Source organism: Prosthecomicrobium sp. N25 (assembly GCF_037203705.1).
Lineage (GTDB): Bacteria > Pseudomonadota > Alphaproteobacteria > Rhizobiales > Ancalomicrobiaceae > Prosthecodimorpha.
Genome location: NZ_JBBCAT010000001.1, coordinates 2,476,423 through 2,497,109, shown reverse-complemented (window position 1 = coordinate 2,497,109; position 20,687 = coordinate 2,476,423). Strand labels below are relative to the sequence as shown.

Sequence of the window (20,687 nt, the reverse complement as noted above, 5' to 3'; positions counted from 1 at the left end):
CGCACGCTACTCTCACCCCCAACCGCTCAAACCAGCTGCACCTCGGGCGGTGTATTTGACGGATACTACCTTCTGAGCGGGGGAAGCCTTCAACACCGCATCCGGAGCGAGCGCATGAACGCGCGCTTGTTCCTCACCTTTGCCGACGCGCGGGAAGAGTTGGAGGCTCGGCGCAGCCATAATGGCGTCATTCGAGCGGGAAGTGGCAGGCGATCCTACGCCCGTCGGCTTCGGCGACGAGCGGGGGTCGGTCGGTGCGGCAGAGCGGTACCGCGCGCGGGCAGCGACTCGAGAAGGCGCAGCCGACGGGGCGGTCGATCGGGCTCGGCAGGTCTCCCGCCGGCAGGACGGGCCGATCGCGTCGCGCGCGTCCGACCTGGTGGACGTCAGGTTCGGCGTCGAGCAGGGTGCGCGTATAGGGATGGCGTGGACGGCCGAAGACGATGTCCACGGCGCCCTGTTCCATGACCTCGCCAAGATACAGGACGACCACCCTGTCGGCGAAATGCCGGACGAGGCCGAGGTCGTGGGTGATGAACAGGATGGCTAGCCCGAGCCGGTCGCGCAGATCGGCGAAGAGGCGGACGATCTGCGCGCGGACTGATACGTCGAGCGCGGAGACCGCCTCGTCGGCGACAAGGAGATCGGGCTCGACGGCGAGCGCCCGGGCGATGGCGATGCGCTGGCGCTGCCCGCCCGAGAAGGCGGCCGGCTTGCGCGCCGCCATGGTACGGTCGAGCCCGACGAGGTCGAGCAATTGGCCGACCCGCTCTTCGACGGCCTCGCCGCGGGCGAGGCCGTGGTGGGCGATGGGCTCGCCGATCAGGGTCCTGACGTCGAGCTTCGGATTGAGGCTTGCATAGGGGTCCTGGAAGACGATCTGGGTGCGCCGGCGCGCCTCCGCGCGGGTACGCGCGGCGGCCCCGGCGTTCGCGACTGATCCAGCGCTCGGGCGCTCCAGGCCGAGGATGCAGCGGCCGATCGTCGATTTACCGGAGCCGCTCTCGCCGACGAGAGCGACCACCTCGCCCCGGCCGACCGTGAAGTCGACGCCCGCCACCGCCGTGAGTGTGCGCGCGCCGAGACCGAACCAGCCGCCGCCGACGGGGAAGCGCTTGACGAGGCCGCGGACCTCCAGGAGCGGCGGCGCTTCGGCGGGGCCCGCCGCGGGCTTGACGGAGCCGAAGTCCGCGCCGCCCGGCAGGGCGTCGAGAAGCGCACGCGTGTAGGGGTGGGCCGGCCGGCCGATGACCTCGGCGACAGATCCCTGCTCCACGATCCGGCCGTGACGCATGACGGCGACGTCGTCGGCGATCTCGGCTACGACGCCCAGATCGTGGGTGATGAACAGGACGCCGAGGCCCTCGGCGGCCTGGAGTTCGGCGAGCAAGCGCAGGATTTGGGCCTGGATCGTCACGTCCAGGGCAGTCGTCGCCTCGTCGGCCACGAGCAGCTTCGGCCGGCACGCCATGGCGCTGGCGATCATCACCCGCTGACGCATGCCGCCGGACAGCTGATGCAGATACTGCCCGGCGCGCCGCCTTGCGTCCGGAATGCCGACGCGGGTGAGGTGCTCGACGGCGGCCTCGTGGGCCGCCCGCCAGCCCAGGCCCTGATGGCGCACGATGCCTTCGGCGATCTGTTCGCCGACGGTCAGCACCGGGTTCAGCGCCGTCATCGGCTCCTGGAAGATCATGCCGATCGACCGCCCCCGGAGGGTCGCCAGCGCCTTCGTATCGCGCGGGTCGTAGTCGCGGCCGTCGAAGCGCATGCGTCCGCTCCGCGCCGTCGCGCCGCCGGGGGCGAGACCGATCAGCGAGGCCGCGGTCAGCGACTTGCCCGACCCGCTCTCCCCGACGAGCGCCGTCACCCGTCCGGCCGGCACGTCGAAGCCGACGTCCAGGACGGTCGGCTCCGCCCGGCCCGGAAAGCCGATCGAGAGATCCCGGACCGACAGGAGCGGCTGAGGCTCGGTCACGGGAGCGGATCCTCCTCGACCCCTGTGGCGGCGAAGAGTTCGCCGCGCTCGGCCCACTCGTGCCACGAGCCGACGAAGACGCGGCCGTCGCCCGCAAAGCCGGCGAGCCTAAGGCCGTAGAGCGCGGTCGCCGCCCGGGCGCCGCGGTGGCAATAGATGATGACCGGGGTCTCGGGGGTGAGCCCCGCCGCGCGAGCCCGCGCGGCGATCTCGTCCGGCGCGCGGTAGCGGCCGTCGGCCAGGAGATCCTCGTAGAAGAGCAGGACCGAATCCGGGATGCGGCCGGGGCGGGCGCAGCAGGGATGGACGAAGCTGCCGGTGTGTTCGGTCGGCCGGCGCACGTCGAGGACGACCGTCCCGGGCTCGCGGGCCAGGATGTCGTCGACCCCGGCGTAGAGATCGGCGCGCGGCGCCGGAGGCGCCGGGCCGGCCGCGCCGCCGGTGATCGCCGCATCGGCGCCCGTGCCGGGCGCGACCGGTCCGCCGGCCGCAACCCAGGCCTCGTATCCGCCGTCCAGGATCAGGCCTCCGCCGAGACCCGCATGCTCATGGAACCACAAGCCTCGCGGACTGATCATGCCGGTGGCGGTTTCGAAGAACACCACCGTCCGGGCCTTGTCGGCGCCTACCGCAGTCAGGCCCGCCCAGGCGGCGCGCTGTAGGTCGGCGAGGCCGGCGGCGTCGCTCCGGGGGATGAAGTAGTCGTAGACGTCGAGATGCACGGCGCCGGGCAGGGTCGCCTTTCTCCAGGCGGCGCGGTCGCGCGTGTCGACGAGGAGCAGTCCGGGTTCGCCGAGCCGCGCGCGCAGCGCCTCGGCCGAGATGACGATGCTCTTCGGTTCGGTCATGGCCGATACTCCCAGGGGCGGTCGACGAGCGGCAGAATGGTTCCGAGGCCGCGTTCATCGGCGGCGGCCAGGACCCGGGCGGCGAGTGCGACGTCGAAAACGTTGAGGCCGAACGTGGAGACGTAGACGGCGTCGTCCGGGCCGGGGCGTGGCGCGCCGGCGAGGAGGGCGCCGAGATCGGCCGTGACCCGCTCGGGGCCGAAGCGGCCGGCGCGGTACATCCGGAACAGGCTCTTGCCGCTCGCCTCCGCGAAGGGACCCCAGAGATCGACGTGGACGCGGGTCGACCGGTCGATCGCGTCGAACGGCACCTCGTGGTGGCCGATCTGGACGACGAGCCGGCCCGGCCGCACCGCCTCGACCGGCAGGATCGGTTCCAGCGCGGCCGTGCAGCAGAGGATCGCGTCGGCCTCCCCCAGGGCGGCGTCGAGATCGTCGGCGACCCGGATGGCGAGACGGTGTTGCCAGCGGGCCGCGAGCGTCAGAGCCCGGTCGCGGGTTCGGTTCCAAAGCGTCACGGCGGGCGCCGTGCCGGGCAGGCTCGACAGCATGGCCAGATGGGTCTCCGCCTGGGTGCCGGCGCCGAGGACCGTGACGGAGCCGACCGGCCGGGGGGCTGCCGTTTCGAGGGCGATGGCGGTCGTCGCGGCGGTGCGCATGGCGGTCAGGCCCGCGCTCTCCACGATGCCGACCGGCCGGCCCGTCACCGCGTCGTTCACGACCGTGAGGCCGAGGATCGAGGGCAGACCGTCGACGGATGGCGGGCGGTGGGCGGTCCATTTCACGCCCGCCACCGGTCGCGCGCCGTCGAGCCGGGCCGGCAGCGCATAGACGCGGGCGCCGGGGACGGGCGGTTCCGCCGGGCCGAGCGGCACCGAGACCTCGGCCGGCATGGTGGCCCGCCCGGACGCCAGCAGGGCGAAGCCGGCGCGCACGTCCGCGATCGCCGCCGCCATGTCGCCGCCGCCGGCCGCGAGGACGTCGGCCCTGCCGAGGTACCGAATCGTGGCGGCAGGCGACATCGGTCAGGCTCCGAGCAGGCTGTCGGAAAAGGGGTAGAGAGCCGGGCTGCCGCCGCAATGGACGAAGATGACGCTGGCCTTCTGCGGAATGACCCCGGAGGCGACCATGTCGAAGAGGCCGTGCATGGCCTTGCCGGTATAGACCGGATCGAGCAGCAGGCCCTCGGTCAGGCCCAGCCGGGAGACGGCCGCGTTGCCGCCGGGGCTCGGGACGCCGTAGGCCGTGCCGACGTGACCGTCATCGACTTCGATGTCGGCGGGGGCCGTGCGCTCCGGCCATTCCAGCAGCTCGGCGGCGGCGTTGACCATCTGGGCGATGCGGTCCTGGAACCAGGCCTTGTCCCGGCTGACGCTGACGCCGATCACCCGCGTGCCGGGCCAGTGCCGGAGCGCGCCGAGCTTCAGGCCGGCGAGCGTGCCGCCCGAGCCGGTCGGGGCCACGACCACGTCCGGAGGCGGCAGGGCCGCGGCCTTCAGCTGCGCATCCATCTCCTCGACGGCGCGGACATAACCGAGTGCGCCGGTCGGGGTCGCGCCGCCGAGCGGGATCACGTAGGGCACCTTGCCGGCCGCGCGGGCGGCCTCGGCATGGGCGGCCATGCGCGGCTCGACGAGCGTGAAATACTCGGTCGGCTCCAGGAATTCGAGGGTGGCGCCGAACAGCCGGTCGAGCAGGAGATTGCCCTGGTAGGCGGTCGGCGGATTGCCGCGCAGCACCAGCACGGCCTCCATGCCGAACTTGCGCGCCGCCGCCGCCACCATGCGGGCATGGTTCGACTGGTGACCCCCGGTCGTGATCAGCACCCCGGCGCCGATCGCGAGCGCCTCGGCCATCAGGAATTCGAGCTTGCGCACCTTGTTGCCGCCGCCGCCGAATCCGGTGAAGTCGTCGCGCTTGATGGCGAGATCGATGCCGAGTTCGGCGGAGAGGCGGCCGAGCGGTTCGATGGGGGTCGGCAGGAAGCCGAGGGGGACGGTCGGGAAATCGGCCGGGGTCTTCATGGGGCGGTCCTTTCAGGGCGGGCGTCGGCCCGTTCGGCCACGATGCCGGGGAGCCAGGCGAGGAGGGAGGCGAGGTAGAGGTCGAGGCCGGCGAGCGTGACGAACTCGTCGATGCCGTGGGCGTTGCCGCCGTGCCCGAGGCCGCCGATCAGGAAGCTCCCGGCGCGCTCCGCGAACGCATAGCCGGGTGCCGCGCCGATCGCCCAGGGCCAGATCTGCGGCTCGGCGCCGAGGCCGCGGTAGGCCGCCGCCAGGGCGGCGACGCCAGGGGCATCGGGCGGGAAGACGGTGCCGGGGAAGCCGTCGGCCGGGGTGATCGCCACGTCTGCCATGCCGGCGGCCAGGAGGCGTCCGCGGAGGTCTTCGAGGAGCGCGAAGGGGTCGAGGCCGGGCGGCACGCGCAATTCGAATCGCGCCTCGGCGGCAGCGGGGATGATGCCGCGGGCATCGGCCGGGTCCGTAGCCAGCCTGGAAAGGCCGAGGGTGGCTGTGGTCAGGACGTGTTCGAGCCGCTCGGCCGGCGTGCCCTCGACCGCATAGGCCTCGGTACGGCGGAAGCGCAGTTCCGCCTCGGGATCGAACTGCCGGGCCAGCGCCTCGACGACCGGTCGCCAGACGGGCGGCAGCGGCGCGCGAGAGAGGAAGCCTGTCGGCTCGTCGGCGAGGGTAGCGAGCGCCTGGACGAGGCGCCAGGCGGGATTGGCGATCCAGGGGGCATTGGAGCCGTGAATGCCGGCGTGCGGTCCGCCCCAGGCGCCGCCGGCAGACCTGATCGTGCCGTGCAGGATGCCCTTGAAGCCGCAATAGATGCGCGGCGGCCCGCCGCCATACTCGCAGAAGGACGGAAACAGGGCGGCGTCGCAGCGCGCAACCGGGCTGTCGGACGCGGACAGATACTGGCGGAGCGCGGCGCTGCCGCTCTCCTCCTGGCCTTCGATAAGGATCTCGACGTCGGCATCGAGCGCGTCTGCGGCGAGGAGCGCCTCCAGCGCGACCAGCATGCCGGCCAGCGGGCCCTTGTTGTTCTCCGCGCCGCGGCCGACGAAACAGGGGCCGAGGCCCGGCCGGTCGAGAATGCCGCCGGCGAAGGGATCGACGCTCCAGCCGACCGGATCGGCGGGCATCACGTCGTACATGTTGTAGAGGAGGAGACGGGTCGGCCGGCCGCGGGCGATGCGGGCGTGGACGATCGGAGGATCGAGGGCCAGGCCGGCCTCGATGATCTCGGCGCCGAGGCGGTTCCGCACATGGTCGGCCAGGATCGCGGCCATACGGGCGAGCGCTCCCGCATCGCCGACGACGCTGGGCACGGCCGTCCAGGCGGCGAGGAGCGCAAGCGTCTCGGCCCGGAGCGCAGCGATGTCGAAACGCGCGCTCACAGGCGGATCCTCGGATTGAGGACCACATAGGCGACGTCGACCAGCAGGTTGGTGAGGACGAAGACCGTCGCAGCGAGGAGCACGATCGCCTGGGCCAGCGGGAAGTCGCGATTCTGGATCGCCTGGACGGCGAGCCGGCCGATCCCGGGCCAGGAGAAGACGATCTCGGTCACGAGCGCACCACCGAGGAGCGAGGCGAAATACATCGCCTGCACGGTGACCACCGGGATCAGTGCGTTGCGCAGCGCATGGCGCATAACCACGCGCCATTCCGAGAGCCCTTTGGCGCGGGCCGTGCGCACATAGTCCTGGTCGAGCGCCTCGATCAGGCTCGCTCTCACCAGCCGCGTGACGGCGCTCATGTAGTAGGCGCCGAGTGCGACAGCGGGCAGAACCAGGTGCCGCGCCTCGCCGTAGCCGCCGGTCGGCAGCAGGCGCCACTTGAGCGAGACGACCAGGATCAGGATCAGGCCCAGCCAGAACACCGGGATGGCCTGGCCGGAGAGCGCCAGCGCCCGGACCGCGAAGTCGATCGGCCCCCCGCGCCAGACCGCCGCCAGGACGCCGAACACGAACCCGGCGAGGGTGCTCCAGGCGAGCGCCGTGATCGCGAGCAGGGCGGTTGCCGGCAGCCGCTCGACGATCAATTCGCCGACCGGGCGCTGAAAGCGCAGCGAGGTGCCGAAATCGCCGTCGAGGAGGATGCGGCCGACCCAGCGGCCGTATTGCAGGAGCCAGGGGTCGTTGAAGCCCATGGCCTCGCGAAAGCGCTGGATCTCGTCGCGGCTGGCGTCCGGGGGCAGCATCAGGGCGGCGGGGTCGCCGGTCAGGAACAGGCACAGGAAGACGACCAGCGAAACGCCGAGGAGGACCACGACCGCCATCGCGACGCGTTCGGCGAGAAAGAAGGCGAGCTTCATGCGACGCGCGCCTCCGTCCGCCGGATCAGGCCGTCGCCCAGGAAGTTGAAGGCAACCACCAGGATGGCGATGGCGACGCCCGGCCAGAGCACCAGCCAATCGGCCACGAGCATCAGCGAACGGCCCTCGCCGATCAGATTGCCGAGCGTCGGCGTTGGCGGCTGCACGCCGAGTCCGAGGAAGCCGATCGAGGCCTCAAGCACCACGAGGCGCGGCAGATCGAGGGTCAGGAGCACGATCTGGGGCGTCAGGATGTTGGGCAGGATGTGCCGGAGCAGGATGCTGCGCGTCGGCAGGCCGAGGGTGCGGGCGGCCTCGACATATTCGAGTTCGCGCACTTCGAGCGTTCGGGCGCGGGCGACGCGGGCGAAGATGGCCCAGCCAGTGACGCCGAGGACGGCGATCTGGTTGCCGATGCTGGGGCCGACGACGGCAACCACGAGGAGGATCAGGAGAATGAAAGGGATGGAGAGCTGGATATCCACCGCCCGCATCACGAGCGCATCGACGAGGCCCCGGAAATAACCGGCGACGAGGCCGAGGAGCGTGCCGAGCGTCACCGAGATCGCCCCGGCGACGAGCACGATGCCGAGCGAGAGGCGGAGCCCGGCAAGCGTGCGGGCGAGGAGATCGCGGCCGAGTTGGTCCGTGCCGAGCGGATACCACGCCCCGGCGATCACCGATCCCGGCGGCTTCATGGAGGCCGCGAGGGTTCCCTTCAGCGGATCGACCGGCCACAGGACCGGCCCGGCGAGCACGGCCGCGCCCATCAGGACGAGGAGCCCTCCGCCGACCCAGAGGTCGGCGGAGGCTGCGAGCCGCGATCGCCAGCCGAGCATCACTTGGCCAGTTTGAAATCGTAGACTGGGATGCGCGCGTCGGCGCGACCGGAGAAGACGACCGACTTCGCCTTGGCGTAGAGCGAATCCTCCCGGTAGAGCGTGATCAGCGGCACCTCCCTGGCGACATAGTCCTGGATCTCGCCGAATATCTTGGCGCGGGCGTCGGTCGCGATGGTCTTGCGGCTCTGGTCGAGGAGCGCGTCGAGCTTGGCGTCGGCGACGGTCGAATAGGGCTCGCCTGTCTTCAGGATGGCATAGAGCGCGGCATCGGCGTCGAGGGTCTGGGTCGAGCCCCAGGCGAGCATGTAGACCGGCGCCTGCTTCCCGGCCGGCACCTGCTGGGCGTAGACCGACCACTCGGGCACTTCGAGTTCCGCCTTGACGCCGATCGCGGCCCACTGCTGCACGATGGCCTGTGCCACCTCGGCGGACGAAATGTAGCGCCGTGGCGCCTGGAAGCGGATCGAAAACCCGTTCGGATAGCCCGCCTCGGCGAGCAGCGCCTTGGCGGCGGCGGGATCGAAAGCCGGCGGCGGGATCTCCTTGTAGCCGGCGTCGAAGGGGCTGACCTGGGTGCCGGTGACGGCGGCCTTGCCCTTCAGGATTTCGGCCACGATCGACTTGCGGTCGATGGCGAGCGAGAGGGCGCGGCGGACGCGGGCGTCGTCGAGCGGCTTCTCGGTCGATTTCAGGCCGAGATAGATCGTCAGGCCGCCGTTCTTGACGTCGACCACGTCGGCGGCGCCGGATGACTTCAGGGCGTCGACAAGATCGGCGGGAACGCCTTCGATGAACTGCACCTCGCCGGACAGGAGCGCGGCGATCCGGGCGGTCGCCTCCGGGATCGGACGCCAGACCACCTTGTCGATGGCCGGCTTGCCGCGCCAGTAGTCGGCGTTGGCGACGAAGGTGACGTGGTCGTCGGGGACGAATTCAGTGACCCGGTAGGGGCCGGTGCCGACCGGCTTGCGGGCGAATTCGGCGGCGCCGACCTGCTGCACATAGCCGGGCGGGACGATGTAGGCCGGGTAGCGGCTGAGCCGGGTCGGCAGGAGCGGATCAGGGCCGGTCGTCCGGATGCGCACGGTCGTCGCGTCCACCACGTCGACGCCCGCGACGGTACGCACGTACGAAATGGTCGGTGACTTGGCGGCCGGGTCGATGACGCGGTCGAAGGTGAACTTGACCGCCTCGGCCGTGAACGGCTCGCCGTTGTGGAACTTGACGTTCGGGCGGAGCTTCACCTCCCAGGTCGTGTCGTCGACCGCCGTCCAGGAGAGTGCCAGGCCCGGCACGAGCTTCATGTCGGCGTCGCGCAGGATCAGCGTGTCGAACACGTTGTCGACCAGGGTGGCTGGCTCCTTCAGGAAGCCTGGGTCGAAGGTCGCTGGAGAGGTCGGGCGCCCGATGGTGAGCTCGGCGCTCCAAGCCGTCGGTGCCAAGCACAGGGAGACGACCATGCTCGTCGCGGCGAGCAGATTGCGGGAGATGCGGCTCATCGAACCCTCCGTTGGAGCCCCGGGCGCCGGCGGCCCCGGGATCGTCGTGACCGATACAGAATATATCCTATATCGCATCTTGCTCAATGCCCAGCCGTGCCTTCATAGTCGGCAACGGCAGCATGGTATTGCGCCTCGTGGTGCGATCCCGATTTCTGGTACTCGGGAGCGGCCGAGGGAGGATGTCGCATTGGATCTACCGGAAGCGCCGCGGGGCGGACTCGCTGGCTTCGTCGAACAGACCCTCAAGCAGGCCTTGATGGAAGGCCGCCTGAAGCGTGGCGAACGGCTGGTGACGCGAGACCTCGCCACGAGGCTGGGCACCAGCCCGACCCCGGTGCGCGAAGCCCTTCTGAAGCTGGTTGCCGCCGGCGCTCTGGAGGCCGCACCCGCGCAGGCCTTCACGGTGCCGGTGGTGACGGTCCGGGAGTATCGCGAGTTGGCGGACATCCGCCGGACGGTCGAGGGACTGGCGGCCGAACGGGCCACCATCGCCATGCGACCGGACGTGCTCGACACCTTGCACGCGATCAATGCCGCCTACCGGGCCGCGCGGCTGGGTCACGACGTCGCCGAGGCCTTGAGGCTCAACCGGACCTTCCGCTTCATGCTCTACGAGGCGGCCGACATGCCGACGCTGCTCGACATGATCGAGCGCCTGTGGCTCAGGATCGGCCCGAGCCTCAATCACCTTTATCCGCGGCCTAACGAGGTCGATCTCGGCCGGCATTCCTACGACGACTTGCTTGATGCACTGCGCCTGCGCGACGCTGCGGCGGTCCGCGCCTCCATAGAGCGCGCCATCATTGCCGGGACCGAGATCCTCATCGCCAACCTCGCAGATGAGGAGGACTTACCAGTGAAGCGCCGGGTCTCGTTCCTGTAAGGTCATGCGCGTCCCGGCCGCCCGGATTCGGAGCCGCAACCGGTTCGCTCCGACGCCAGGGCACGCGCGACGGCGCGGAGTTGGACTGTTAATCGGTCGCGTTTCAGGTGGAAGTCGGCCACGGTACAGTTCGGCAGTGACCTTGCCCCTATGGCCCTCGCTCATACCCAGAATTCGTTCTGGTTCTTGTCCTTTCGGAACTTCGGGACCCATTCGCCGAGGCCGATAATGAGCGGTCGGAGTTCCTCGCCCGCCTCCGACAATCAAGCCGCATGCCGACCAACTGGTCGTGGATGAAGTCCATGGCCCAGGTCTCGTTCGCAGCTGCCGGCGGACAGCGGTCCTCGCGCAGCTTCGCCTTGACCCGGCTCTTGGATACCTTGTTCCGGAGTTGCAGCCGTAACTCCTTGTACAGCCATTAGATGCGCTTAGAATTGACATTCTATTCCTCATTGCGCAGCAGCAAGTGGCCTGGGCGCGCCGGCCAACACCTTCGCCCACATCCCGGACTACCCCACAACCTCTAGCCGCTCATCTCCATGGACGTGACCCGGCGCGTGCTCAAGAACGTCGCCCCCGGCGCCGAGCCGGTGCAATCGGCTGGTCGTTCGACTTGAGCGTAGACGTAGCCCTCGATCGCTATCTGCCGGGCCTCCACCTCCCTCAAGGGTGCTGCACTAGCCAAATAGGCCGGCGGTTTGTGTCCTCGTCCGACATCAAGCCGCGCACTGCCGAGCGATGCCACAAAGCACCGTCGAGCCACCCCAGAGCGGACATCTCAGACGGCACGGCGATCTCCACCCACGGACGAGGTAGAGCGGACCGCATAGCGCCGCTCTATCCAATGCGTAGCGAACTTGCATTTCACTTGGGGGCTCGTACCGCCGACCCTCTCTGCACGCCGGCCAAGCCGCCGGACAACAGAGGAGGTACTCCCGTGTCACAACCCGTCCTGTCTGGCCGATCGGCCTCCATTCCGACCTGGGATCTCAACTATCCGGCTTCGTACGGTCGTGGTTTGGAAGCCCACTACCGACCCGTCGGTCTTCCGGCCGTCGCCGCGGCGTGCGGCTTCCGCGCCGGCGCGCCGGCTGCTCAGGAGAACGAGTCGGCCGGTCCCCGCGCCCCGCAGCGCCGCGATCCCTAGGCCCTCGGATGCGCGGGCGAGATCCGTACCGAACGCGCAGAGACTGACCGGGAGGCGCCCCCCCTTCACCGGTCCGGTTCCGAATCTCCCGAAGCACAGCAGGGGCCCGGCGCCTGGTCGGGACCCACCGTTCCCTGGAGACCATCCATGATCACCTCTCTCAAGAAGCAGGCCGAAGCGCTCTTGCTCGCGGCCACCTTGTTCACCTCGGCTGCGGCTTCGGCTGACGAGCCCGGCCCTACGGGCGTCGTCCGTGTCCGCAGCGCCTACCCGCCGGCGGAGACGGTCGAGCGCATCAGGCAGGACGTGGCCGCGAAGGGGATCCGGTTCTTCGCTGCCATCGACCAGGGCCAGATCGTCAACGAGGCCGGGATCGGCATCGGGCCTTCGACGCTCCTGATCTTCGGCAACCCGCCGCTGGGCGGCCAATTCCTGAAGGCCAACCCGGATTCCGGCCTGGACTGGCCGGTGCGGCTGCTCGTGCGGCAGGATCCGGACGGCACCGTCTGGGCCGTATACACCGATTTCGGCTGGATCGCGCGGCGGTACGGTATCACCGACCTCGACCCGCAGTTCGCCATGGCGAGCGCGGTGATCGGATCGATCACAGCGAGCGTCGCCGGCCGGTAACCCCGGTTCCGCCCGCATCCCACGAGGCCCGCCCCGGGGAGATCCCGCGGCGGGCCTCGTCGCGTCCCGGCCTATGCCCGGCGGGATAGAGCGCCGCTATCGAACCGGAAGCGAGCCGATATTTCAAAGTGTGAGCGCGGTCCGGGATCCTTCGCCTGTCACCGGGGCCGGGCGCCGGCCCCGAAGGATCAAAGGAGCAGGACCCATGAAGACCCTCGTTCGTCTCCCGGCCCGGACGGGCCTCGCCGCCCTCGCGCTCGCCGCCGCCGCGCTCGTCCCCGGCACCGCCAGCGCCGGCCAGTGCCCGGCCGGCAAGCAGATCGCCGACGCCACCAAGCCGGTCGACTTCGCCGCCAAGGGCGTGACCGACACGGTGCTGTCCTCGATCGACCTCGCCCGCGAGCCGGCCCAGATCCAGGATCGCAAGATGCGGCTGCGCAGACTGGTCATCCAGCCGGGCGGCATCGTGCCCTGGCACAGCCACATGGATCGCCCGGCGATCATCTACATCGTCCAGGGCGAGATCACCGAGTACGCCAGCAACTGCGCCGTGCCGATCCTCCACAAGGCCGGCGAGGTCGCGCCGGAGACCCACGCCACCTCGCACTGGTGGAAGAACACCGGGCGCGAGACGGTCGTGCTCCTCTCCGCGGACCTGCTGAAGGATCCCAACGACCAGAACATGTGAGCGGCCGTCCAGTTCGTGAGCCCGCGCTGGGCGCCCCGGTCCAGGCCGCGGGCGCCCCTTTTCTATCTCCATCGCCCAGAAAGGATCCGCCATGCCCAGCCTCGTGGTTTCCCCAGCCCGCGCCGATCCGGAGGACCGCGCCGGCGCGGAGGCGCTCCGGCGCAACGCCGTGATCGCCCTGATCGCCTTTCTGACCCTCGTCGATCTCTTCGCCACGCAGGCGATCCTGCCGCGGCTGACGACCGCCTACGGGGTCAGCCCGGCGGCCATGGGGCTCGCGGTCAACGCCTGCACGCTCGGCATGGCGGTGGCGAGCCTGGCGACGGCGGTGCTCAGCCGGCGCATCGACCGCCGCCGCGGGATCGTCGCGGCCATGACGCTGCTGGCCGTGCCGACGCTGCTGCTCTCGGTGGCGCCAGGCCTCGCAAGCTTCGCGGCCCTGAGGGTCCTGCAAGGGCTCCTGATGGCCACCGCCTTCACGCTGACGCTCGCCTACCTCGGCGAACGTTGCAGCGGCCGGGCGGCCGCGGCCGCCTTCTCGGCCTACATCGCGGGCAACGTCGCCTCCAACCTCTTCGGCCGGCTGCTCTCGGCCGCGGTCGCCGACCACTTCGGCCTGGCCGCGAACTTCGGCGTCTTCGCCGGTCTCAACCTGGCCGGCGCCGCGCTGGCCTGGGCGACGGTCCGGAGCGGCCGTCCACCTGCCGGCGACACCGCCGGTGCGGGTGCGGCGATCCGGGCGCATCTTACGAACCCAGCGCTGGCCGCAGCCTTCGGGGTGGGCTTCGCCATCCTGTTCGCCTTCCTGGGCACGTTCACCTTCGTCAACTTCGTCCTTGTCGCCGCGCCGATCGGCCTCGATGCGATGGGGCTGGGCTTCGTCTACCTCGTGTTCCTGCCCTCCATCCCGACGACGCTGCTGGCCGGCCGGATCGCGGCCCGCTACGGGATCGCACGGGCGCTGGTCGGCGCACTCGCGGTCGCGGGCGCGGGATTGCCCCTGCTGCTCGCCGGCCGTCTCGGCTTCGCCATCGGCGGGCTCGCGCTCGTGGCCGTCGGGACCTTTTTCGCCCAGGCGGTCGCGACGGGGTTCGTGGGCCGCGCCGCGGCGGTCGACCGGGGTGCGGCGAGCGGCCTCTACCTGGCGAGCTACTTTCTGGGCGGGCTCGCCGGGACGGCGCTGCTCGGCGCCGCCTTCGACGGGCTCGGATGGCCCGCCACGGTCGCCGGCATCGGCGCGGCTCTCGCCGCCGCGGCGCTGCTCGCGCCCCGGCTCCGGCTGCCGGCCGGCCGGTGACCGCGGCGGCGCGAAAAAGGGCCCGGCCGAGCGGCCGGGCCCTTTCTGGTTTCCCCTGGCGGCGGCGCTCAAGCCATCTCGAGAGTCGTCCGGCGCAGCTCATGCAGGTAGAAGCCCTCGTGCGGATCGTGGTCACCCTCCCAGGGAGCGGCCTCCAGCACCCGCATCGCGTCCGCATGGCCGGCCGACCAGCGGCTGCGGATCCCGGCGGTCGAGAAGTCGATGTCCTTGGTGTGGTCCTCGTTCTCGATGCGAGGTGAAAGCAGCCTGACAACGTGCATCCGGGTGAGGCAGCCGTAGGCCACCATCGCGCGCACCTCCGGCTCGCCCCTCTCGTCGGGCGGCAACCGCGCGGCGAGTTCGCCGATGATGTGGCGCAGCCGGTGGATCTGCTTCTGCCGCATGATGTGGCTGACCGCGCGGCTCGAGTACTGGATGTCCTTCTGACGGCTCATCACCTGCCAGATGCTCTGCGGCTCGGGCCCCTCGGGATTCCAGATGTGGACCGCGAAGACGAGGGAATTCCGGCGCGGGTTGTCGTCGAAGACGGCCTCGACGGGCGTGTTCGACAGAATGCCGCCGTCCCAGAAGAGCTCCTCCCCGATCCGCACGGCCGGGAAGGCCGGCGGCAACGCCCCGGAGGCCATCACATGGCGGAGGGTGATCGGCATGTCGCGGCTGTCGAAGTAGTGCATGGCCGCGGTGCGCAGGTTCGCCGCCCCGACCGTCAGGCGCGGGGCACAGTGCGAGAGCCGCTCGACGTCGACGAGTTCGGACAGCGTCGCCTCGAGCGGCCGGGTCGAGTAGTAGCCCGCGGCGTCGGCGGCGAGCGGCACGTGCAGTCCCAGGAAGGCGAGCGGGTTCGGCTTGAAGAAGCCCGAGATCCCGCCCGCCAGCGTCGTCCAGTTCGGCAGCGTGCGCCCGACCCAGGGCAGGCTCGTCATCAGGTCGAAGACCGGACTCTGCGCCAGGCGGTCCCAGAATGCCCGGAGTCGCTCCAGCCTATCCGCCGGCTCGTTGCCGGCGATGATGGCCGCGTTGATGGCGCCGATCGAGGTTCCGATCACCCAGTCGGGCTCGATGCCGGCTTCGTGCAGGGCCTGGTAGACGCCGGCCTGGTAGGCGCCGAGCGCGCCTCCCCCCTGCAGCACGAGGACGATCTGGCCGCAATCCGGGCGGCCCCGTCGCGGGCGCTCCGGGACTGGCGTCGCCTCGGACAGGATCGTGTCGGCCGGACCGCCGATGCGGGACATCGTGTTCATGGTTCCCTCCTGTGTTGACGGGTTCGGGGTCAGTGGGCGGTCCAGCCGCCGTCGGCGGGCAGGGCGACGCCGGTGATCGAGGGCGCGCCGGCGAGGAAGACCGCGATGGCGCCCATCTCCTCCACGGTCGCGAAGCGCTTGTTGGGCTGCTGGGCGAGGAGGACGTCGCGCACGACGCGCTCGCGCGGGAGGCCGTGGGCGCGCGCCTGCCCCTCGATCTGCGCCTCGACCAGGGGCGTGTAGACGTAGCCGGGGCAGATGGCATTGCAGGTGATGCCGTCCTCGGCGGTCTCGAGCGCGGTCACCTTGGTGAGCCCGACGATCCCGTGCTTGGCGGCCACGTAGGCCGACTTGAAGGGCGAGGCGACAAGCCCGTGCGCGGAGGCGACGTTGATGATGCGTCCCCAGCCGCGCGCCCGCATGGCGGGGAGCGCCAGCCGCGTGGTGTGGAAGGCGGAGCTGAGGTTGATCGCCAGGATCTGGTCCCACTTCTCCGGCGGGAACCGGTCGAGCGGCGCCACGTGCTGGACGCCGGCGTTGTTGACGAGGATGTCGACCCCGCCGGCCCGGTCCAGGAGATCCTGCATCATGGCGGCGATCGAGTCCGGGCGGGACATGTCGGCCGGCGCGTAGTGGACGGTCGCGCCCGTCGAGGCGGCGAGATCGGCCCGGAGCCGCTCCACCTCGCCGGGGTCGCCGAGGCCGTTCAGGACCACGCGGGCGCCGGCCTCCGCGAAGGCGCGGGCGATGCCGAGCCCGATGCCGCTGGTCGAGCCCGTGACGAGCGCGACCTTTCCATCGAGACGGGCGGCGGCGGTCGGCCTGGTGTCGATGACGGGGATATTCATGGTGGTCCTCCTGGTGAGCATGGGGGAAGGGTGCGGGCGGGCCCCCGTCCGAGGGGCGTGCGACGCGTTGGCAGGGAGCGGTCTGTCAGGACTTGGACGGGACCGGCGGCCGGTGGGGCCGCTCCGGCCCGGGCCCGGCGCTCTGTGCGACGGCCCCGGTGATCAGGCGCGTGCCGCGCGCGTAGGTCGCGTAGCTCCAGGCCCAGTTGAGCGCGACCGCGAGCCGGTTGCGGAATCCGATCAGGAAGTAGATGTGGGCGGCGCTCCAGAGCACCCAGGCGACGCCGCCCTTCAGCCGGATGCGGCCGAACTGGGCGATCGCCTGCTTTCGCCCGATGGTCGCCATCATGCCGAGGTCGCGATAGCGGAACGGCGGGACGTCCCGGCCGCGCAGACGCGCGCCGACGAGAGCGGCGACATAACGGCCTTGCTGCTTGGCGACCGGGGCGGTGCCGGGCAAGGGGCGGCCGTCCGGCCCGGCGACGTTAGCGGTGTCGCCGATGACGAAGACCTCCGGCCGGCCCGGCAGCGAAAGGTCCGGCCGGACGAGCACGCGGCCGGCCTTGTCGGTGGCGGCCGCGAGCCAGCGGCCGGCGGGCGATGCCATCACGCCGGCCGCCCAGACCACGGTCTCGGCGTCGATCCGATAGCCGCCGAGCGAGACACCCCGCTGATCGCAGTCCGTCACCGGATGGTTCACCCGAACCTCGACGCCGAGCCCGGCGAGCGCGGAGAGGGCGGCCTCGGAGAGCGCGGGATCGAAGGACGCCAGAAGGCGGTCCGCGGCCTCCACCAGCACGACGCGGGCGGAGCGCGGGTCGATGCGCCGGAACTCCCGGGCGAGGCCGGTCCGGGCCAGTTCCGCTATGGCGCCGGCCATCTCCACCCCGGTCGGACCACCGCCGATCACCACGAAGGTGAGCAGCGCGCGGCGCCGGACCGGGTCCGTCTCGGCTTCGGCGCGCTCGAAGGCGAGCAGGATCCTGCGCCGCAGTTCCGTTGCGTCCTCGATCCGCTTCAGACCCGCGGCGTGGACCGCCCACTCGTCGCGGCCGAAGTAGCCGTGCCGCGCGCCGGTGGCGACGATCAGGCGGTCGTAGGGGATCCGGCCGTCGGTCGTGACCACCTCGTGGGCCTTGGGGTCGATGCCGGTGACCTCGGCGAGGATCACGGTCGCATTCGCCTGGTCGCGCAGGATGGTCCGGATCGGGGCCGCGATGTCGGCCGGCGACAGCGCGGCGGTCGCGACCTGGTAGAGGAGCGGCTGGAACAGGTGATGGTTCTGCCGGTCGACGATCGTGACGTCGACAGGCGCCCGGGCGAGGCCGCGGGCGGCTGACAGTCCTGCGAAACCCGCTCCGATGATGACGACCTTGGGGACGGCCCCGGGCTTCGGCCGGGCCTTGGCGGATGTGGGCATGACTGGGTCCTCCGATCGGCTCGGGCCTGCGGGGACTGTCCCGGCGGCCGCCTTCGCCCCCCAGTCGACGGGCGCGCGGATCGAAAGAGAAATGCCGGCCTTCTCCGGTTTCGATAGAGGACGGCTATTGGCGGCGGCCGTCGGAAGCGTGCATTCTGGTCTCGACAAGCGCCTCTCCGGCGCGTCCGGTGCTCGATGTGACAAGGACCCCCAGCCTGGCCGATGCGCTGGCCGAAATCTGCGCTCTGGACGCGCCGCTCTGGCGCCGGCTCGCCCTCTATGTCGAGCGCCAGACCGAGGCCGGGTCCCCCTTCGTGTCGGCGGGCCAGGAGCTCGTCGACCGGCTGCGGGCGGGTGAGGTCGGCGAGGCGGCCCCGGAGGTCGGCGACCCCATGCCCGACTTCCTCCTCCCAGACCGGTCGGGGCGGCTCGTCTCGCTGGGCGACCTCAACCGCACGGGGCCGGTCGTCGTCAGCTTCAACCGCGGCCACTGGTGCCCCTTCTGCCGCATCGAGCTCACGGCGCTGGCGGAGGCCCATCGCGATCTCGCGGCCCTCGGGGCCCGGGTCGTCTCGATCATGCCGGACCGCCAGGCCTTCGCGGGCCGTCTTCCGGCCGCCGTGACCGGGCGGCTCTCGGTTCTCACCGACGTCGATTGCGCCTACGCGCTCTCCCTGGGGCTCGGCATGTGGCTCGGCGAAGGGCTGAAGGGGCTCATGCTCGGCCAGGGGCTCGACCTCGCGGCGGTGCACGGCTCGGACGGCTGGGTCGTGCCCGTCCCGGCGACCTTCGTGGTCGGCCCGGACGGGCGTGTCCTGGCCCGACGAGTCGAAGCCGACTTCCGCATGCGGATGGAGCTGTCCGAGATCGTGGCTGCGCTGGCGGCGGGCCGGTCGGCATGACCCGGACCGTCGCGTCGACCCTGCCGGAGGCCTTGGCGGAAATCTTCGCCATGGAGGTGCCCCTCCGCGAGCGGCTCGCTGCCTATTCATCAGCTATGCGGCGGCTGAACTCCCCGTTCGTCGCCGAGTACGACCAGCTTGTCAGGCGTCTCGCCGCCGGGGAGGCGGGCAGCCAAGCCCCCGGTCCGGGCGACCGGATGCCGCCATTCCTGCTCACGGACCCGGCCGGTTCGATGGTCAGCCTCGAGGCCGTGCTGGCGGAGGGCCCCGCCGTCATCAGCTTCAACCGCGGCCACTGGTGCCCGTTCTGTGCCCTGGAACTCGAGGCGCTGGCGGCCGCGCAGCGGTCGCTCGCCGCCCTGGGCGCGCGCATCGTGTCGATCATGCCCGAACACCAGACCTACACGGCGCCGCTGCAGGCGCGGTTCGGGGACCGGATCGTGGTGCTCACCGACCTCGACAACGCCTATGCGCTCTCCCTCGGCCTCGCCATGTGGGTCGGGGACGGCTTGCGCGCGCTCATGGCGGGGCGGGGCTGGTCGCTGGACTTGTTCCAGGGCAACGCGGCCTGGCTGCTGCCCCTGCCGGCGACCTTCGTGGTCGGCGGCGACGGGCTCGTGCGGGCCCGCTTCGTCGATCCGGACTTCCGCAACCGCATGGACCTGGACGCCATCCTGGCCGCCCTCGCCTGAACTCCGGACTCAGGCCGCCGCCAGCGCGGTCTCCCAGTCACGGGCGCGGAGGAGCTTCAGGAGGGCGGTAGCGGGCGGGGAGCGTTCGCGGCCGGCGACGCCATAGAGCGCCACGGAGCGGCGCAGGTCGAGCCCGTCGATCGGCACCGGATCGAGATCCCGCGGTGCGGCGCTTTCGGGCAGGATGGCGATGCCCAGGCCGGCGCGCACGAGCTGGAGGAGATCCGGGTCCGAGACGACCTCGTGGCGGCGGGCCCAGTCGATCTCGCGGTCGCGCAGGCAGGCGTCCAAGTCGGCCATGGACTCGCAGTAGGACCGGGCGAGCAGCCGCTCGGCCGCGAGATCCTCCAGCCTCGCAGACGGCGAGCCGGCGAGCCGGTGCCCCGGGCCGACCACGACCCGAAAGGCGTCGTCGAAGAGAGGCCAGCGGTCGAGCCGCTCCCAGGTCTCACCGAGCGGGCCGGCGATCGCCAGCGCCACGTCACCCTTCTTGAGGCTTTCGGCCAGTTCCGGCGCCGTCCCGCGGACGAAGCGCAGGTCGAGGCCGGGGAAGACCCGCGTCAGCTCCGCCAGGGGCTCTACCAGCAGGGCCATGCTCACCGTGTGCGAGAGACCGAGGGCCAGCGTGGCGGAAACACCGGTGCGCATCGACGTGGCGAGCGTCTTGGCGGCTGCTGCGCTGTCGTAGCACTGGCGCAGGAGCGGGAGCATGCGCTGGCCGAAGTCGGTCAGGTGGGTGAGGTTGCGCTCGCGCCGGAAAAGGTCGCCGCCGAGTTCCGCTTCCAGGAGCTTGATGGCGCGGGTCAGGGACGGCTGGGCGACATGGCAGCTCTCCGCCGCGCGCGTGAAGTTCAGCGTGCGGCAGACTGCCAGGAAATAGCGGATCTGATGCATCTCCACGGGAACCCCCTCCCGCCGCGATCAGATACTCGGACTTCGCAGGACGGCACCATAGCAGTCCCCTATGGAATTGGCAGCTTATCGGCATTTCAGTGGGGCCGATCCGGCCGGCATGATCCAGGGCGTCGGCGGCGATCCGCATGGCCTGCAAGCCGAGGACGCCGCTTCCACCGCCAACCACGGATCTCGACCATGAGCACCAAGATCGCCACCTCCGTCGCCCTCGCGGCTGCCTTCGCGGGCGCCGCCACGCTCCTCGCCGGCCCCGCCCGGGCCGACGACGCCTCCAAGGAGAAGTGCTACGGCGTCTCCCTGGCGGGCAAGAACGACTGCGCCGCCGGGCCGGGCACGACCTGCGCCGGCACCTCGAAGGTCGACTACCAGGGCAACGCCTGGAAGCTCGTGCCCAAGGGCACCTGCGTCTCGCTCTCGACTCCGTTCGGACCCGGGTCCCTCGACCCGGTCAAGCGTCCTGCCTGAAGGCCTTGCCGGAGCCGGCGCGCACCGCCGGGTCCGGCTCCCCAT

At 71.0% G+C, this 20,687-nt stretch carries 19 protein-coding genes and 1 pseudogene; 7 read left to right on the top strand and 13 right to left on the bottom strand.

All coding sequences use genetic code 11. The annotated features are described in order from the left end of the window. Window positions 1-187: 187 nt before the first annotated feature. From WBG79_RS11380 to WBG79_RS11345, 8 genes are read right to left on the bottom strand one after another with little or no spacing between them, the layout of a single operon-like run. Entirely contained in the window at window positions 188-1,978 is a 1,791-nt protein-coding gene (locus WBG79_RS11380; RefSeq protein ID WP_337357219.1) for an ABC transporter ATP-binding protein, read from the bottom strand. Continuing rightward, complete coding sequence (locus WBG79_RS11375; RefSeq protein ID WP_337357218.1) at window positions 1,975-2,826, bottom strand: sulfurtransferase; 852 nt, start codon at window positions 2,824-2,826, stop codon at window positions 1,975-1,977. The genes WBG79_RS11380 and WBG79_RS11375 overlap by 4 nt, the downstream gene beginning before the upstream one ends. Next, complete coding sequence (locus tag WBG79_RS11370) at window positions 2,823-3,848, bottom strand: hypothetical protein (protein WP_337357217.1); 1,026 nt, start codon at window positions 3,846-3,848, stop codon at window positions 2,823-2,825. Before WBG79_RS11370 ends, WBG79_RS11375 begins: the two co-directional genes overlap by 4 nt. 3 nt (window positions 3,849-3,851) lie before the next feature. After that, a complete protein-coding gene (locus tag WBG79_RS11365; protein ID WP_337357216.1) occupies window positions 3,852-4,850 on the bottom strand; it encodes a 1-aminocyclopropane-1-carboxylate deaminase/D-cysteine desulfhydrase in 999 nt (332 codons plus the stop codon). After that, window positions 4,847-6,229, bottom strand: coding sequence for a M20/M25/M40 family metallo-hydrolase (locus WBG79_RS11360; RefSeq protein WP_337357215.1), 1,383 nt, complete (start codon window positions 6,227-6,229; stop codon window positions 4,847-4,849). Before WBG79_RS11360 ends, WBG79_RS11365 begins: the two co-directional genes overlap by 4 nt. Then, on the bottom strand, window positions 6,226-7,149 hold the full coding sequence (locus WBG79_RS11355) for an ABC transporter permease (protein ID WP_337357214.1): 924 nt from the start codon (window positions 7,147-7,149) through the stop codon (window positions 6,226-6,228). Before WBG79_RS11355 ends, WBG79_RS11360 begins: the two co-directional genes overlap by 4 nt. Further along, the gene (locus WBG79_RS11350; protein WP_337357213.1) at window positions 7,146-7,988 is read right to left on the bottom strand and encodes an ABC transporter permease; all 843 of its coding nucleotides are present in this window, start codon (window positions 7,986-7,988) and stop codon (window positions 7,146-7,148) included. Before WBG79_RS11350 ends, WBG79_RS11355 begins: the two co-directional genes overlap by 4 nt. Continuing rightward, window positions 7,988-9,490, bottom strand: a complete 1,503-nt coding sequence (locus WBG79_RS11345; RefSeq protein ID WP_337357212.1) for an ABC transporter substrate-binding protein — start codon at window positions 9,488-9,490, stop codon at window positions 7,988-7,990. The genes WBG79_RS11350 and WBG79_RS11345 overlap by 1 nt, the downstream gene beginning before the upstream one ends. Between WBG79_RS11345 and WBG79_RS11340 the strand changes: the two genes are divergently transcribed. After that, window positions 9,450-10,376, top strand: coding sequence for an FCD domain-containing protein (locus WBG79_RS11340; protein WP_337357211.1), 927 nt, complete (start codon window positions 9,450-9,452; stop codon window positions 10,374-10,376). The two genes, WBG79_RS11345 and WBG79_RS11340, sit on opposite strands and share 41 nt — an antisense overlap. A gap of 280 nt (window positions 10,377-10,656) precedes the next feature. Here the strand turns inward: WBG79_RS11340 and WBG79_RS11335 are convergent. After that, window positions 10,657-10,791: pseudogene (locus WBG79_RS11335) on the bottom strand (IS3 family transposase); the annotation flags it as partial. Window positions 10,792-11,670: 879 nt separating this feature from the next. Here WBG79_RS11335 and WBG79_RS11330 point away from each other — a divergent pair. The 3 genes from WBG79_RS11330 (at window position 11,671) to WBG79_RS11320 (ending at window position 14,138) form a co-directional block, all read left to right on the top strand. Next, window positions 11,671-12,153, top strand: coding sequence for a DUF302 domain-containing protein (locus WBG79_RS11330; RefSeq protein WP_337357210.1), 483 nt, complete (start codon window positions 11,671-11,673; stop codon window positions 12,151-12,153). Between the two features lie 205 nt (window positions 12,154-12,358). Next, window positions 12,359-12,841 (top strand): cupin domain-containing protein, encoded by a 483-nt coding sequence (locus WBG79_RS11325; RefSeq protein WP_337357209.1) that lies wholly within the window; start codon window positions 12,359-12,361, stop codon window positions 12,839-12,841. 91 nt (window positions 12,842-12,932) lie between these two features. After that, window positions 12,933-14,138 carry an MFS transporter gene (locus WBG79_RS11320; RefSeq protein WP_337357208.1) on the top strand — a complete coding sequence of 402 codons (1,206 nt, stop codon included), beginning with the start codon at window positions 12,933-12,935 and terminating at the stop codon, window positions 14,136-14,138. A gap of 68 nt (window positions 14,139-14,206) precedes the next feature. Here the strand turns inward: WBG79_RS11320 and WBG79_RS11315 are convergent, their stop codons facing one another. From WBG79_RS11315 to WBG79_RS11305, 3 genes are all read right to left on the bottom strand, one after another. Beyond that, complete coding sequence (locus WBG79_RS11315; RefSeq protein WP_337357207.1) at window positions 14,207-15,400, bottom strand: patatin-like phospholipase family protein; 1,194 nt, start codon at window positions 15,398-15,400, stop codon at window positions 14,207-14,209. Window positions 15,401-15,429: 29 nt separating this feature from the next. Then, window positions 15,430-16,248 carry a 3-hydroxybutyrate dehydrogenase gene (locus tag WBG79_RS11310; RefSeq protein ID WP_337357206.1) on the bottom strand — a complete coding sequence of 273 codons (819 nt, stop codon included), beginning with the start codon at window positions 16,246-16,248 and terminating at the stop codon, window positions 15,430-15,432. Between the two features lie 85 nt (window positions 16,249-16,333). Beyond that, entirely contained in the window at window positions 16,334-17,668 is a 1,335-nt protein-coding gene (locus WBG79_RS11305) for an NAD(P)/FAD-dependent oxidoreductase (protein ID WP_337357205.1), read from the bottom strand. 197 nt (window positions 17,669-17,865) lie between these two features. On the opposite strand from WBG79_RS11305, the gene WBG79_RS11300 reads away from it, so the two are divergent. Continuing rightward, the gene (locus tag WBG79_RS11300; RefSeq protein WP_337357204.1) at window positions 17,866-18,570 is read left to right on the top strand and encodes a peroxiredoxin-like family protein; all 705 of its coding nucleotides are present in this window, start codon (window positions 17,866-17,868) and stop codon (window positions 18,568-18,570) included. After that, window positions 18,567-19,262 carry a redoxin domain-containing protein gene (locus WBG79_RS11295; RefSeq protein ID WP_337357203.1) on the top strand — a complete coding sequence of 232 codons (696 nt, stop codon included), beginning with the start codon at window positions 18,567-18,569 and terminating at the stop codon, window positions 19,260-19,262. The genes WBG79_RS11300 and WBG79_RS11295 overlap by 4 nt, the downstream gene beginning before the upstream one ends. 9 nt (window positions 19,263-19,271) lie before the next feature. Here WBG79_RS11295 and WBG79_RS11290 read toward each other — a convergent pair whose 3' ends face one another. Beyond that, complete coding sequence (locus tag WBG79_RS11290) at window positions 19,272-20,156, bottom strand: LysR family transcriptional regulator (RefSeq protein WP_337357928.1); 885 nt, start codon at window positions 20,154-20,156, stop codon at window positions 19,272-19,274. 198 nt (window positions 20,157-20,354) lie between these two features. On the opposite strand from WBG79_RS11290, the gene WBG79_RS11285 reads away from it, so the two are divergent. Next, the gene (locus WBG79_RS11285) at window positions 20,355-20,642 is read left to right on the top strand and encodes a BufA1 family periplasmic bufferin-type metallophore (RefSeq protein WP_337357202.1); all 288 of its coding nucleotides are present in this window, start codon (window positions 20,355-20,357) and stop codon (window positions 20,640-20,642) included. The last annotated feature ends 45 nt before the right edge of the window (window positions 20,643-20,687 follow it).